At 68.9% G+C, this 13,700-nt stretch carries 14 protein-coding genes and 1 tRNA gene; 5 read left to right on the top strand and 10 right to left on the bottom strand.

Annotated elements, in window-relative coordinates; genetic code table 11:
• Positions 1–146 precede the first annotated feature (146 nt).
• A complete protein-coding gene (locus AB5J55_RS21255) occupies positions 147–1,034 on the bottom strand; it encodes a rhomboid family intramembrane serine protease (protein ID WP_369272190.1) in 888 nt (295 codons plus the stop codon).
• 103 nt (positions 1,035–1,137) lie between these two features.
• On the bottom strand, positions 1,138–1,671 hold the full coding sequence (locus tag AB5J55_RS21250) for a peptidylprolyl isomerase (protein ID WP_369272189.1): 534 nt from the start codon (positions 1,669–1,671) through the stop codon (positions 1,138–1,140).
• A 326-nt stretch (positions 1,672–1,997) separates the two neighbouring features.
• Here AB5J55_RS21250 and AB5J55_RS21245 point away from each other — a divergent pair, with 326 nt between their 5' ends.
• Positions 1,998–2,711, top strand: coding sequence for a DUF5324 family protein (locus tag AB5J55_RS21245; protein ID WP_369272188.1), 714 nt, complete (start codon positions 1,998–2,000; stop codon positions 2,709–2,711).
• 144 nt (positions 2,712–2,855) lie between these two features.
• Here AB5J55_RS21245 and AB5J55_RS21240 read toward each other — a convergent pair whose 3' ends face one another.
• The 4 genes from AB5J55_RS21240 to AB5J55_RS21225 form a co-directional block, all read right to left on the bottom strand.
• Positions 2,856–3,698, bottom strand: coding sequence for a hypothetical protein (locus AB5J55_RS21240; RefSeq protein WP_369272187.1), 843 nt, complete (start codon positions 3,696–3,698; stop codon positions 2,856–2,858).
• Complete coding sequence (locus AB5J55_RS21235; protein ID WP_369272186.1) at positions 3,682–4,299, bottom strand: RNA polymerase sigma factor; 618 nt, start codon at positions 4,297–4,299, stop codon at positions 3,682–3,684. Before AB5J55_RS21235 ends, AB5J55_RS21240 begins: the two co-directional genes overlap by 17 nt.
• A 38-nt stretch (positions 4,300–4,337) precedes the next feature.
• On the bottom strand, positions 4,338–4,520 hold the full coding sequence (locus AB5J55_RS21230) for a hypothetical protein (protein ID WP_369276492.1): 183 nt from the start codon (positions 4,518–4,520) through the stop codon (positions 4,338–4,340).
• Between the two features lie 416 nt (positions 4,521–4,936).
• Positions 4,937–5,009: transfer RNA gene (locus AB5J55_RS21225), tRNA-Ala, on the bottom strand.
• A 181-nt stretch (positions 5,010–5,190) separates the two neighbouring features.
• Between AB5J55_RS21225 and AB5J55_RS21220 the strand changes: the two genes are divergently transcribed.
• Together AB5J55_RS21220 and AB5J55_RS21215 are read left to right on the top strand one after the other, a co-directional pair.
• Positions 5,191–5,739, top strand: a complete 549-nt coding sequence (locus tag AB5J55_RS21220; RefSeq protein ID WP_328880513.1) for a DNA-binding protein — start codon at positions 5,191–5,193, stop codon at positions 5,737–5,739.
• Positions 5,740–5,929: 190 nt separating this feature from the next.
• Positions 5,930–7,663, top strand: a complete 1,734-nt coding sequence (locus AB5J55_RS21215) for a serine/threonine-protein kinase (RefSeq protein ID WP_369272185.1) — start codon at positions 5,930–5,932, stop codon at positions 7,661–7,663.
• A 165-nt stretch (positions 7,664–7,828) separates the two neighbouring features.
• Here AB5J55_RS21215 and AB5J55_RS21210 read toward each other — a convergent pair whose 3' ends face one another.
• Complete coding sequence (locus tag AB5J55_RS21210) at positions 7,829–9,088, bottom strand: hypothetical protein (protein ID WP_369272184.1); 1,260 nt, start codon at positions 9,086–9,088, stop codon at positions 7,829–7,831.
• Positions 9,089–9,390: 302 nt separating this feature from the next.
• Positions 9,391–9,519 (bottom strand): DLW-39 family protein, encoded by a 129-nt coding sequence (locus AB5J55_RS21205; protein ID WP_003999697.1) that lies wholly within the window; start codon positions 9,517–9,519, stop codon positions 9,391–9,393.
• 337 nt (positions 9,520–9,856) lie between these two features.
• On the opposite strand from AB5J55_RS21205, the gene AB5J55_RS21200 reads away from it, so the two are divergent.
• Positions 9,857–10,234: a DUF6344 domain-containing protein gene (locus tag AB5J55_RS21200; RefSeq protein ID WP_369272183.1), complete on the top strand. Its 378-nt coding sequence runs from the start codon at positions 9,857–9,859 to the stop codon at positions 10,232–10,234.
• A gap of 70 nt (positions 10,235–10,304) precedes the next feature.
• Here AB5J55_RS21200 and AB5J55_RS21195 read toward each other — a convergent pair whose 3' ends face one another.
• Positions 10,305–11,048, bottom strand: a complete 744-nt coding sequence (locus AB5J55_RS21195) for an AAA family ATPase (protein ID WP_369272182.1) — start codon at positions 11,046–11,048, stop codon at positions 10,305–10,307.
• A 170-nt stretch (positions 11,049–11,218) separates the two neighbouring features.
• Between AB5J55_RS21195 and AB5J55_RS21190 the strand changes: the two genes are divergently transcribed.
• Positions 11,219–12,190 carry a GNAT family N-acetyltransferase gene (locus AB5J55_RS21190; RefSeq protein WP_369272181.1) on the top strand — a complete coding sequence of 324 codons (972 nt, stop codon included), beginning with the start codon at positions 11,219–11,221 and terminating at the stop codon, positions 12,188–12,190.
• 472 nt (positions 12,191–12,662) lie between these two features.
• Here the strand turns inward: AB5J55_RS21190 and AB5J55_RS21185 are convergent, their stop codons facing one another.
• On the bottom strand, positions 12,663–13,379 hold the full coding sequence (locus AB5J55_RS21185) for a hypothetical protein (protein ID WP_369272180.1): 717 nt from the start codon (positions 13,377–13,379) through the stop codon (positions 12,663–12,665).
• Positions 13,380–13,700: the final 321 nt, after the last annotated feature.

Below are 13,700 nucleotides of genomic sequence, written 5' to 3'. Positions count from 1 at the left end.
AAGGCCACTCGAACGCGCGTACGCCCCCTGCCTGACCTGCGGAAACGTAGGGCTTGGACAGGGGGCGAAGCTATACCCACACCGTGCGCACAAGATCCGCCACACGCTGTGGACAACAGGGCCGCTCACGTGGATAACGGCACGGCTCAGGTGAGCTGGAGCGTCCTCAGCACGGTCATCAGGACCACCGCGGCCAGGACCAGCGCGCATGTGCCGTACTGCACCAGCGCCCGACGCTCGCGGGGGGCGTGGACCATGGCGTAGCCGATGATGACGCCGGCGACCAGGCCGCCGATGTGGGCCTGCCAGGAGATGTTGAATCCCGGGGCGAAGGTGAAGATCAGGTTGATCGCCAGCAGCGCGATGATCGGTCGCAGGTCGTAGTTGAGGCGCCGCATGAGGACTGCTGTCGCGCCGAAGAGGCCGAAGATGGCACCGGAGGCGCCGAGGGTGGCCGTCGTCGGGGAGGCCAGCAGATAGGCCAGGGCGCTGCCCGCGAGGCCCGAGCAGAAGTAGAGCGCGATGTAGCGGGCACGGCCGAGAGCCGCTTCGAGGGGGCCGCCGAGCCACCACAGGCTGAGCATGTTGAAGGCGAAGTGCCAGATGGCCTCGTGCGTGAACATCGAGGTCACCAGGCGGTACCACTCACCTTCGGCGACTCCCTCGGTGGGGTTGAAGGGGGCGGGGGGCCAGGTGCCGATGAGGACGAGGTCGTTCAGGAACGCGGTGCTGGTCTGTACAGCGATGAAGACCGCGAGGTTGATCCCGATGAGGATCTTCGTCAGCAGGCGCGGGTCGGCGGCGATGCTGCCACCTGCGATGGTGCGGGGGCGGGCGGCGTCAGGGGCGTGTCCGGTGCCGGAGCCGCTGCGGACGCAGTCGGGGCACTGGAAGCCGACGGAGGCGCTGACCATGCATTCGGGGCAGATGGGACGCTCGCAACGGGTGCAGCGGATGCCGGTCTCGCGGTCCGGGTGGCGGTAGCAGACGGGCAGGCTCTGCGCGTCCTGCGGGCTACCTGCCGGCTGGTCCATGAGGGTCCCCTAGGTCGTCGTACGCGATGCACGTCCTCATACATCGCCCCGCTCATCCTTACGGACGAGCGGGGCGATTGGTTCCCTGCGGGACGTGTCGGACTCAGCCCTCGCGGGTCTCGACGACGACCGACTCGATGACGACGTCGCTGAGCGGGCGGTCGGTGCGCGGGTTGGTCTGGACACCGGCGATGGCGTCGACGACCTTCTGGCTGGCCGGGTCGGTGACCTCGCCGAAGATCGTGTGCTTGCGGTTCAACCAGGTCGTCGGGGAGACCGTGACGAAGAACTGCGAGCCGTTGGTGCCCGGTCCGGCGTTGGCCATGGCCAGCAGGTACGGCTTGTCGAAGGCGAGGTCCGGGTGGAACTCGTCCTGGAACTGGTAGCCGGGGCCGCCGGTGCCGTTGCCCAGGGGGTCACCGCCCTGGATCATGAAGCCGCTGATGACCCGGTGGAAGACCGTGCCGTCGTAGAGCTTGGCCATGGACTTCTCCCCGGTGGTGGGGTTCGTCCACTCACGCTCGCCCTTGGCGAGTTCGACGAAGTTCTTGACCGTGATCGGCGCGTGGTTCGGGAGGAGCCGGACCTCGATGTCGCCTTGGTTGGTCTTCAGGGTGGCGTAGAGCTGCTCGGCCACGATCTGCCTTCCGTTGTCTTCCTGTGACCCCACGATCCTCGCACGTACGGCGACATCCGTCCCCCGGCGGTCGTTCACCGGTGCGCAACCGGGCGGATTGCTTGCAGAAAACCCGACGAGTCGGTCCGTGGCGGGGGCGCGACGCGCAGAACCGTGGCATTGTCGACGACAAGCCACCGTTGCCCCGCATTGGTCCGTTATTGCACTTGATCAAGCTCATGGGCACCCAAATGCCCGCCCTCACATGCCGCGCAGCGTTCTGACAGGCATGATCCGTAAAAGTGTGGAAAGTCGAATTACCGTACGCCACCGTGGAGGAGGAACCCGTGACCCGCATCGACAGCGTGCGCGCCGCGACCGGCTCGGCGAAGGACAGCGTGCTGCACGCCGCGGAAGTGGTGGCGCCCTACGCCGACACCGCCAAGGACAGGGCCGCACACTACGCACACGAGGCACGCGTACGGCTCGCGCCGAAGGTGACGCAGGCCACCGAGCAGGCCCGCGCCCAGGCCCGCCTGCAGTACGGCGTGTATGTCGCGCCGCGCTTGGAGCAGGCCCTTGCTCATGTGCCGCCGGGCGTCGACAACGCCGCGCATGAAGCCGCCGTCCGTACCCGTAAGGCTGCCCGGCAGGCCGCCGACTACTCCCGTCCGAGGCTCGAGCAGGCAGTGGCCGCGGCCGGACCCGTCAGGGACGAGGCCACCGCGCGCGGTGCGGCCGCACTGGCCGCGCTGCGCGGTCAGGTCTCGCCGAAGGAAATCGAGAAGCTCGTCCGTAGGCACGAGCGGCGCGCCCGGGCCGGCCGCACCATGAAGATGCTGGCGGTGCTCGGCGCCCTCGCGGGCGGAGCGTTCGCCGCGTGGAAGTGGTGGGACAAGCAGGCCAACCCGGACTGGCTGGTCGAGCCTCCCGCCGCGACCGAGGTCCCCGAGTCGAACCGTCTCTCTTCGGTGGACGGCAGCGGCAAGTCCGCCCTCGATCCCGAGGTCGAGGCGAAGGAAGCCGAGGAGGAGGCCGCTCGGCGCGACGACGGCCGCTAGGACGAGGGCCTGCGAGACGAGGACCGGCCATGCGAAGACCAGCGATGTGAGAGGTCCAGCTCCGGCTCGAATATTGAACTGCGCCGTGGGGCGGGAGACTTGAGGGTCTCCCGCCCCACGGCGTTGTTTCACGTGAAACGCCGGTCACGTCCGCCGGCGCGACGGCAGGGGGGCGAGCCTGCGGCCACGCCGCGCGATGTCCTGCACCGCTGGGGTCGGCGTGGCGAGGGCGCGTATTCGGTCGGTGAAGTCGGGGTCCGGCAGTGGCAGGTCCAGGTCATCGTCCACGTAGGCAACGGCGGCGGGGATGTAGTGCAGCACGGCGCTGACCGGGTCGGGGACGGGTGGGCAGTCGGGCTTGAGGGCGCGCAGGACGCGGAGGGTGGTGCTGATCTCGTCCTCGGGCTCGGGGCCGGAGTCCTCGATCCGGATGGCGGCGTCCGCACCGACGGTGCCCTCGCCGTGCGGGTCGTCCGTCTCGGGCCGGACGCTGCGGGCGTACCGCGCGTGCTGGGTCTGCCACCAGTCGGCGACTCCGGGTTCGCCCAGCGCGCGGTGGTGCAGATAGAGGCAGTAGCTGGCAGCGGAGTCCCCGGCGCCCGCGGCGTACTGCCACCAGAAGCGTGCCGACTCCTCTCGCGCACAGAGCTGAAGCATGCAGCCGAGGACACGGGCTCCCGGCGGCTGGGGCAGGGCCCGGGCGAGGAACTCCTCGAGATCAGCGAGGGCGTCGGTGTGGGTGATGACCGTCTCGCAGAGGGTCTGGAGGTCGTCGGCGGCGGAGCGTTCGTCGGCCGGAGGCGCCTGGCCTTGCGCGATCGGCGGGGCCTGGTCGGCGGTGACGTCTGCGGGGTTCGGGTCGGTGGGGTGCAGGAACGAGGCGGCGCGCGCGGACAGGCGTACGGCCGCCGCCTCTATGGCTGCCTGGGCGTAGGGCGGACGGAGGAGGCGGGCCCGGCCGAGCAGCTCGTCAATGGGCGATGTCATCGGCATTCCCTTCCTCAGCGTTCCCTTCCTCGGCTTGCCCCTCCGAGGCTTGCCCTTCCGCGCGAGTAGAGGGCTCGGCGTCCGCACGGGATTCCCCGAGGCTCTTCTTCACGCCGTACGCGTGTTGGAGGCGCCGTTTGGCGTGGCGGACGGTGGAGCGCACGCCGGCCGGGGTGATACCGAGGGCGGCGGCTATCTCGACCGCGCTGTAGCCGAGCCCGAAGTGCAGGAGGACCACGTCCATCTGACGTGGCGGCAGCTGGCCGATCTCCGCGTAGAGGTTGAGGCTTTCCTCGAGTTGGCTGATGGGGTCCACGGCCCGGTCCAGCGCCACGGTCTCGAAGGCCTCGCCGATGAGTGCCGGGCGGCGGTCGCGGGTGCGGGAGTGGTCGATGGTGCTGTTCTTGAGCACACGCCAGGCATACGCGGCGGGGTTCTCCTTGGACAGCACGATGCTCCACGCCTTCAGCAGCTGCTCGAAGGCGGCATCGACCGCTTCCTCGGCGTCGTGCCAGTTGCCCAGCCTGGACTTGGCCCAGTTGACGTACAGCGGCCGGTACATCTGATGGAAGGCCTCGAAGTCCAGCGGCAGTTTCTTCATGCGCGGCGCGCGAGAGGCTTGGCTGGGCAGGTCCTGACTCACGATGCCTGCCCCTCGTGGTGTGGGCTGTTGGCGCCCTCGGGGAGGTCGCGCCGCATCTCGCTGATGCCCGCGCGTACTCCGGCCGCGGCCAGCCGACGCAACAGAACGACCGCGTCACGGCCGAACACCCGTAGGGCGAGCGCCGCCAGGATCACCTCACCGGCAATGTCCATCGTCACTGTGCTGTTGTGCCTTCCTGATGCAAGGCGAGGCCGCTCAGCACCCCCGGTGGGCCTCGGGACGGCGTGTGTTTACGCCCTCCGCCCACGATGACGTTTGCAACGGCCCGTGTGTGCAAGTCCCGCACAGATTTTCTTAACGGAGCGCATCCTTCTGATTACGCCATCGCGTTCACGCCAGCTCACACAGGGCCTCCCCGCCCGAGCCCGCCACCCTGGCGCCACGTCCGCCACCTGCACAGCGACCCCGGGGGCTCCACCGATCCCACGCATTTGCGCAAACGTCTGCAACGCCCCCGCCGGCCCGTCACGTGACACACGTCACTCAGGACATCGCGTCCACCGGAAGGTCCACCGGAGACCAGGGCATACAAAAACCGGCCAGAGGCAACGAGGCATCTGACCGGTCCGGAGTGTGGAGCCTAGGGGAGTCGAACCCCTGACATCTGCCATGCAAAGACAGCGCTCTACCAACTGAGCTAAGGCCCCGGAAGGGGAGCAACCAACCGGAAGAACCACGTACCGGCGGGCGCCGCAGACCAGAGTACCGGGTCGCCCCCCGTATCTCGCAAAAAGATTGGGGGTCCCGATGAACGACCACTCTCCGTAAGATGCTCGGCGTGGTTCGCTACAGCGAACCGCGGTTTTGGGGAAGCGATGGGGAGACGCAATGGACGCCGCACAGCAGGAAGCCACCGCAAGAGCGCGGGATCTGCAGCGGAACTGGTACGGGGAGCCGCTGGGGACGCTCTTCCGTAAGCTCATCGACGATCTTGGTCTCAACCAAGCTCGTCTCGCGGGGGTACTGGGACTGTCCGCACCGATGCTGTCGCAGCTGATGAGCGGCCAGCGGGCGAAGATCGGCAATCCCGCCGTGGTCCAGCGGGTGCAGCTGCTGCAGGATCTGGCGGGGCAGGTCGCGGACGGCAGCGTGAGCGCGGCGGAGGCCACCGAGCGCATGGAGGAGATCAAGAAGTCGCAGGGGGGTTCGGTGCTGAGCAACACGACGCAGACCACGAGCAGTTCGGGTGCGCCCACGGTCAAGCGGGTGGTCCGTGAGATCCAGTCCCTGCTGCGGTCGGTGGCGGCCGCCGGGGACATCATCGACGCCGCGGACACCCTCGCCCCCACCCACCCGGAACTGGCAGAGTTCCTCCGGGTGTACGGCGCCGGCCGCACCTCCGACGCGGTCACGCACTACCAGTCCCACCAGAACTGACCCCGAGGCCCGGTCGCCGAAGGGGGTTCGGCACCGGGCCGACGGCCTACGTCCCGAGCGGGCACGAAGGAGCGGCGGGAGTGTCTCTCGCCGCGGCTGGGCGAGAAGGGGAGTCAGCGAGGGGGAGTCGTATCGCTCGTCGAGGGGGAAGCAAGGGGGGTAGTCGAAGGGGGAGGAGCGACGCACAGCCATGGGTGAGGTCTTCGCCGGCCGGTACGAACTGGTCGACCCGATCGGACGCGGAGGCGTCGGCGCCGTCTGGCGTGCCTGGGACCACCGCCGCCGCCGCTATGTGGCTGCCAAGGTGCTGCAGCAGAGCGACGCGCACTCGCTGCTGCGGTTCGTCCGCGAACAGGCCCTCCGGATCGATCACCCCCATGTGCTTGCGCCCGCCAGCTGGGCCGCCGACGACGACAAGGTCCTGTTCACCATGGACCTGGTGGCCGGCGGTTCGCTGGTCCATCTCATCGGTGACTACGGCCCCTTGCCACCCTCCTTGGTCTGCACGCTCCTCGACCAGCTCCTCGCGGGGCTGGCCGCGGTGCACGCGGAGGGCGTCGTCCACCGCGACATCAAGCCCGCCAACCTGCTCCTCGAAGCAACCGGCACCGCCCGGCCGCGGCTGCGTCTGTCCGACTTCGGCATCGCCATGCGGCTCGGTGAGCCGCGCCTGACCGAGACCAACCTCGTGGTGGGGACGCCCGGTTATCTCGCGCCCGAGCAACTCATGGGCTCGGAGCCGGACTTCCCGGCCGACCTGTTCGCCGTAGGACTGGTCGCCCTTTATCTGCTGGAGGGCGCCAAACCTGACGTCAAGGCGCTCGTCCAGTACTTCACAGCGCATGGAACTCCCGGTGCGCCCAAGGGCATTCCCGAACCACTGTGGCAGGTCGTGGCCTCGCTGCTGCAGCCGGATCCACACGCGCGGTTCCGCACGGCCACGGGGGCGCGCAAGGCTCTCGCATCGGCCGCCGAACTCCTTCCGGAGCCCGGCCCCGACGACGAGCTCATCGAGATCTTCGACCAAATCGGCCCCCTGCCACCGGGGTTCGGGCCGGACGGGCCGTTCAAACGGGCGCCCGGCATCGAGGAGAGCACGGGGGGCTCGCGCCGGTTCGGCGCGGACGCGACCTCGGGCTCTGTAGGGACGGCCAACACCGGCTCTGCGTCCCCGCCTACCGGCACCGGGGCGGTGGCGAGCGGCACCGGACACGTGGCCGTCGGCAACGGCGCCAGCTCGGGCACGGCCCCGAGCGATCCGCGCCAGGGCGTGGCCGGACCGACCCCGACCCCGACCCCGGCTTCCACTTCGGCTTCGGCTTCGGCTTCGGACGTCACGCCATCCCAGTCCCCACCCGGCGACGGAAGCGACAGGGCCAGGCAGGACGGGCGCCTCACCATGTCGGACACCGGCAGCTTCCACCTGCCACCCCCTCAGGACACGTCCTCCTCCCACCGGACTCAAACGCCCCCGCCACAGCCGCACCCGGCACATGGCCACGGTCAGGCACAGATCCACGGTCAGACACAGGGCCAGGGCCAGGGCCCGGGCGGCCAGGGGGTACCCAGCCAGACACCCCACGCCACGCAGCATCACTCGCCCCACGCCTCCCCCTACGACACCACCCACGTCCTGTCCTCCCCCCACCCACACACACCGCAGTACCCGTCTCAGCCCCCGACGCCGGTGCAACACCAACGCGTCGATGCCTCTACTGCTTCGTACACCGCTCAGAGCCCGCAGGTTCCACCTTCGGCGCCCCCAGTTCCGCAGCCGCACCGCCGCGGCGGCCACCGCGCCACTCGTCGTGCAGCCCACGGCGTCGCGCGCCGCCCCGGCCCTCCTGCCAAGGTGGCGATCCCGCTTCTGCTGCTGGCGCTGGCCTGTTACGCCGTGGGTTTCTGGGCGCTGACTCGCATCTGAGGCCGCTGAGGCACCGAAAGACACCGGCCGGCACCCCGGCCGCCCCACCGGCCTTCACGCGCCACGGGCCCACGGACCCACGGACCCACGGACCCACGGACCCCCGAGTAGCCAGCGAACCCACAGCCCGAGCCTCACCCCGCGCTCTACAGGGCCCCACCCGCCCTACAGGGCCCCAACCCTCCGCCGAGCCACCACCATCCACACCCCCAGCACCACCAGCACCACAGTCCCCGCCCCGATCCCACTCACCGCAAGCACGGTCATCGCAGCATCACCGCCGCCCCCGGCCCCGCTCTCCGCAGCCGCCCCCGGATGGCCTCCACCAACCTGAAAGACGCCCGGCGGCTCGGACTCCCCCGCATAACTGGGACCTGACTCGGCCGAACCCCCAACCCGCACACGCAGCGTCAGCGGGAGCGGCCCGTCGCCGTACTTCTCGGCCACCTCGGCCGAGAGGTGCACCACGAGGTAGTAGGCACCGGCGAACCGCATGCCGCTGAGCCGGTCGGGCACGGCGTACCGGTTCTCGTACGCGACCGGCGGCAGGGGATCGATCTCGGCGGCCTTCTGACTGCCGTCGTAGTTGGTGCCCGCGTACTCGACGAGCCCGCGTGCCGGGTTGTAGAGCGAGAGGTCGAGGGCACCGACCGCAATGCCGTCACCGCCGGCCGAGCTGCCCAGTTCGGCGGTGGCATAGAGCTGGCGTCCCCAGGCCAGCGGCACCTTGTAGAAGAACGTCCGGCCGGGCTCGATGTCTGTACTCCAGACCCCCTCACCGACGGCCACCGCCGAGGCGAAGCCGGAGCCGCCCTCTCGGCGCACACCCTGGCCCGTGAGCGGGGCGGGTGAGGCGGAGTCCCACGCCTCAGGGGCACTCGTCGCGCCCGTCTGCTCCAGGGACGGCTCGGAGGCGGCAAAGAGCTCCAGGTCCCAGGTGTCCGTCGCGGAACTCGCCGGACCGACGCGCTCGACGACCGCGTAGTAGGTGCCCGCGCTCTCGCAACGAGACCTGTTGGCGGAGATCTCACGTGCCGCCCACGCCGCGATGGGCCGTGGGCTCTGGACGGCGCGGAAAGTCTGGGTTTCGAAGGAGCAGGAGTGGCCGTCAGTGTCCTGCACGGAGATCCTGATGCCGTCGTTCGCGGCGACAGTGCTGCCGGGGGCGGGGATCGCGGTCGCGGAGACGTATGTGTCGGAGGTGGCGTCGAGGTCGAGGCGGTAGTAGATCTTCCCGTCGCTCGGCAGGGAGCTCTTGTACGTCGCTCCGGGTGTGAGGCGTACGGCATCCGCAGTGCCTGTCGCACCCGCGACGGATCGGGCGTCCGGCGCGAAGGCGTACGGGCTGGGCGTGCCGGCCGCGAGAGCCGCCCCGCTCGGCAGTGCGGCGGTCGTGCACAGCAGCAGTGCCCCTACGACGGTCATACGCACGCGTGCCGAGGAATGACCGCGCCGCGTGTTCGCAGCGCTCCGCACCCACGCACCCCGCCGCACCCCCGCGCGGCGCCACCACGCCGTACGCCGCCGCCTCATCACGCGCCACCCCTCGCCGCCGCCGGACCATGGACTCGCCCATCCTGCCCAGCCCGGCGGCTCGGCACCCAGGCAATCCGTACGACTGTCCGATACGCCCGGCTCTAAGGCCTCCCGGTCACTCCCGCAACCCGAGCACACAAAACCCCGACCGCAACGGCGGCCGGGGTCTGTTCAGATTCCGAAGTGGTGACTCACGAACCCGTGGGCACGGAGTCAGTCGCCTCCGTCCACAGATCCTGCTCGGCGCGATCCGCCTGGATCTGGCGGTACACGAGGAGCCCGCCGATGGCGGCCAGTGCGACCAGGAGAAGCTTCTTCACCGCGCGACCTCGTCTTTCCTTGACGTAGGGGACCTCTGGCGCCCGACTATACACACCGATCGATATCGATCGGTGACCTGCGTCGGGGCTCAACTGCCCTCCTGAACAGCGCAGTAGAAGCGGATGACATCGCTCCGATCGGAGGGTGATCACACCCCGACAGACGGTGACTTCGCGCCCCTTCCTCCGGCTTTCGGCAATCTTCCCGCCTCTTGCGCCCATTCGAGTGGTGTTCATCTGAAGATCGACGCGTCATGGGCGTCGGTCCATGACTTCTCGGTCCCCATACACATCATGAGGAAAGTACGCAAATCGCCCAACCCGAAAGTGAGGGGCCATGACCAGGAACAAGGTCATGAACCTGTGGACGGCCATCGTCACCGCCTTCCTCGCGCTGTGCACAGCGCTCGGCTTTGTCACGTCGACCACCGCCGCGGCGGTGCCGCACACCGAGACGTCACGCAAGAGCGGCAGCGACGACAGCGACCGCAGCGCGGAGCTGACGGTGCCTGCGATGCCAAACTGGGCCTGGTCCTACGCCAGAGCACTGCCCCCCACGATGAAGCAGCGCATCCGAGCCGAGGCCCACGGCAAGACCCCCAGCTGCCGGCACCGACCGCTGACGGAGACAGAAGCGGCGACGTCCCCCTCGGCCCCCCGAGAATGCGTCCACGCCGGCCCCCCGGCGCAGCCCCTCGTGCCACACCAGCGTTGAACCGACGGCCCACCCCCGAGCTGTCACCCCTTGCCCCAACGCGCAGCATCCCGTAACCGCCACGACGTGCTCACCCCTCATCGACGATGTGCCGGAGATAGGCCCATGGATCGTTGAGATAACGCCGCCAGTGGTCGACGAGCTCCAGATCCCGCCAGCCGGCGGGACGCATTCCGTGGTCACCCACCTCGATGATCTCGGCGCCAGGCAGCGCCGTCAGCACAGGTGAGTGCGTCGCGCAGATGATCTGTGCGCCGGAACGGCCCAATTCATACAGCAGACCCACGAGTTGAAGACAAGAAGCGAAGGACAGCGCAGCCTCGGGCTCGTCCATGACGTACAGCCCCGGCTCCTGAAACCGCTCGCGGAAGGCCATCAGAAAGCCCTCGCCGTGGCTCATCTCGTCCGCGGCCCCGGACAGCCTTCCCGTCTTCTGCTCCCGGTCCAGCGCGTCCAGCGCGGTCTCCGCCCGCAGGAAGAAACCTCTGCGGCGCGTACGAGGCCCCTGCAGCATGCGCCGTCCGGCCGGCGTCGCCTCGAACCGTATCCGCCCGCCCAGCGCCGACGGCTCACGCCAGCTCGCGTACTTGTAGCCCGCGGATCCGCCCCAGGAGTCCAGGCCGAAGCCCTCCGCCAGCGCCTCGACGAGGGTCGACTTGCCCGAGCCGTTCTCCCCCACGAGGAACGTGACCGGCGCGGTGAACCTCAGGCCGCCCTCCAGCAGCTGCCGCACGCACGGCACCGACCAGGGCCACTGGCTGCCTTCCCCCAGCTCGCCCTCGGCAACATGCGCGTATGCCCGCTCGACGATCATGCGGCCAGGCTCTCATCCGGCACTGACAATCGGGCTACGGCAAAAGGTCACCCCCTCATGTGGCCATCTCGTCTCCCGCCTCGACTGGCTGTACGTCGCCGGGCCGACCGCTCGCCTCGCCTGCAGCGCGCCTCCGTGGTGCGATGGAAAGGGGCGTCGGAGGAAGAGCGATGATCCCACCAGTAGCGGAGCGCAAGCGTGGCACGGCCCCAGTATCAGTCCGCCCGCTGGGTGAGACGGACCTGGATCGGGCCGATGAGATCTGCAGGAGCGCTTTCGGGACGTTCCTGGGGGCCTCTGATCCTTTCGGGACCGTCGACTATGTCCGTACGCGTTGGGCGGCCGATCCGCGGGCGGCATTCGCGGCGACGGTCGAGGGCGAAGTAGTTGGTTCGAACTTCGCCACCAACTGGGGCAGCATCGGGTTCTTCGGACCGCTGACCGTGCGTCCGGATCTGTGGGACCAGGGCATCGGCAGGCGTCTGATGGAGCCGGTCATGGACAGCTTCGACGCCTGGGGGAACCGCCACCTCGGCCTGTTCACCTTCGCGCACAGTCCCAAGCATCTTGAGCTCTACCGTCGGTACGGTTTCTGGCCCCGGTTCCTCACAGCCATCATGAAGAAGCAGGTCACAGACGGTGCCGCAGTCCCCGGCCGGGTGCTCTACGGCGAACTGCCCGCTGCCGAGCGGCCTGACGCGCTGAGTCTCTGTCGCGCACTGACCGGAGCCGTGCACGAGGGCCTGAGCCTGGAACGCGAGATCGTGGCCGCCCACGCGCAGGGACTCGGTGACACCATCCTGCTCCAGGGCGCTGCCTCCGAGCTCGATGGCCTGGCCGTCTGCCACTGCGGAGCCGGGTCGGAGGCCGGCGAGGACGTGTGCTTCGTCAAATTCGGCGCCGTACGCCCTGGCCCGGAGGCCGCCGACCGGTTCGAGCGACTGCTCGGCGCGTGTGAGCAGCTGGCCGCCGAGCGCGGCCTGGGTCAACTGGACGCCGGCATGAACCTGGGCCGCCCGGATGCCTACCGGCGCATGATCGACCGCGGTTTCCGCACCTGGTTGCAGGGCGTGACCATGCACAGGCCCAACGAACCCGGGTACAGCCACCCCGACGCGTACGTGATGGACGACTGGCGCTGAGACCACCGCGGCGCTCGGCTGTGCAGCAAGGCCCGGTGCTGTCAGAACCCGTGCAATCTCCGAGCCAGAGCCGACGGCAGGACACCTCCCGGACCACTGTCGAAGTGCTGTCCGTTCTCGGCGGACAAAGCCAAGCCGCCCACTTCCTGAGCGGGAGGCCGTCGGGATGCTCGCCGAGCTGCTGGAAGATCCACTCATCGGTTGATGTCACCCATGGACGTCAAAGACCCCCAGGCATGATCGCCTGGGGGTCTTTTCACTGTGGGGCTAACAGGATTTGAACCTGTGGCCTCATCCTTATCAGGTCGATCACCGGGGACCGTCGACATCGGCCAACCGGCCCTTCCCCTCGGCAGATTGTCCATTGAAGTCCGACGTGGACCGCTGCTGTTCGCGCTTGTTGGTGTCAGTCGCTGGTGTCAACCGCCGTGCGCGGTCTTGACAAGTGCGGCTATCCCGCCGATCACCGCTTTCAGAATGGCGGGTCGTCGGAATAGCCGCCCGCCCAGGGACGATCCATCGGTTCGGGACCAGAGATTCGCGGGTCGGGTAGGGGGCCGGGCTCTACACCCCAGGTCACGAGGCACCACTTAGCAAGGTATCGATAACCCCGGTACTCGCTGGTGCTTAGCGTGCTGCGTACCAGCGGCACGACTTCCGGGATGTGTACGGCCAGCTCAGGCGCCGCGAGCGTCATCGCAACTGCGTGCACCGCAGCTTCCCGGATCAAAAGGTCCGCATCGATGAGGTACGGCCGCGCCGCCTCGTAGATCAGCGGAAGGATGGCACGCACCGCGGCGACATCGTCAGGTTCTCCCGTGCCATCTTCGTCGTAGGTCGCGTCGTCGGCGAGGTCACCCAGCCATTGCAGGAGGGCCGCACGCATAGGCCGGCGGCGCTCCTCGTGGAAGTAGACCCCCAAGGTCATCGTGCGGGGGTGGCCAAGAATGGCGATAACGAAGCGAGCGGCCGGGGCGGTGGCGCCATAGATGCTGTTCTGGTGGGTCACGGCCTGACCGAGGTTGTGTACGGCGGTTCGCTGAACATCCTCGTTGTCGTCCAGTAGCCCTGCCAGAATGACGGGGGTCGCCGGGGCTGTGTTAGGGCAACAGTGTTCGACGCTGCTCCAGTCCGTCTCCAGGAGGAGTGCCCAGCGGTCGATTGCCCTGCCGCCATCGTTGATTGTCACGGCCCAAGTGTCGCCTGCGGGCCTCCCTCCTTCGCCCACCACTCACCCCTGCTCCCATCCCGTCCGCCGTCGACCCACACGTCTGTGGAGCGGGCGTGGTTCATGGCGTCCAGGTGGAGCGCGCCACTGTACGAACGACCTGGACGCCATGGGCCGCGTCTGCTCGGCTCTGCCTGGGTCGATGGCGGACGGGATGGGAGCACCCCGCGCACGCCACTACGCACCCGCAGTCGGCGACGGTGCCCCCTCCATCCCGGTGCCGGCCGATCCCCCGCCGGAGGCATCGTCTTTGAGCGCGGGCCGCACTCTGCGGTGATCGAC

Origin of the sequence: Streptomyces sp. R11, assembly GCF_041051905.1 — a bacterium.
In the GTDB taxonomy this organism is placed as follows: Bacteria; Actinomycetota; Actinomycetes; order Streptomycetales; family Streptomycetaceae; genus Streptomyces.
Note: the sequence above shows the minus strand (reverse complement) of the source record. Positions and strands in the feature narration are given on the sequence as shown.

Bases quoted from the DNA above. Each gene is read 5' to 3' on its own strand.
- AB5J55_RS21255 (WP_369272190.1), bottom strand. From the start codon at position 1,034: ATGGACCAGCCGGCAGGTAGCCCGCAGGACGCGCAGAGCCTGCCCGTC.
- AB5J55_RS21240 (WP_369272187.1), bottom strand. From the start codon at position 3,698: ATGACATCGCCCATTGACGAGCTGCTCGGCCGGGCCCGCCTCCTCCGT.
- AB5J55_RS21235 (WP_369272186.1), bottom strand. From the start codon at position 4,299: ATGAAGAAACTGCCGCTGGACTTCGAGGCCTTCCATCAGATGTACCGG.
- AB5J55_RS21220 (WP_328880513.1), top strand. From the start codon at position 5,191: ATGGACGCCGCACAGCAGGAAGCCACCGCAAGAGCGCGGGATCTGCAG.
- AB5J55_RS21215 (WP_369272185.1), top strand. From the start codon at position 5,930: ATGGGTGAGGTCTTCGCCGGCCGGTACGAACTGGTCGACCCGATCGGA.
- AB5J55_RS21210 (WP_369272184.1), bottom strand. From the start codon at position 9,088: ATGACCGTCGTAGGGGCACTGCTGCTGTGCACGACCGCCGCACTGCCG.
- AB5J55_RS21200 (WP_369272183.1), top strand. From the start codon at position 9,857: ATGACCAGGAACAAGGTCATGAACCTGTGGACGGCCATCGTCACCGCC.
- AB5J55_RS21195 (WP_369272182.1), bottom strand. From the start codon at position 11,048: ATGATCGTCGAGCGGGCATACGCGCATGTTGCCGAGGGCGAGCTGGGG.
- AB5J55_RS21190 (WP_369272181.1), top strand. From the start codon at position 11,219: ATGATCCCACCAGTAGCGGAGCGCAAGCGTGGCACGGCCCCAGTATCA.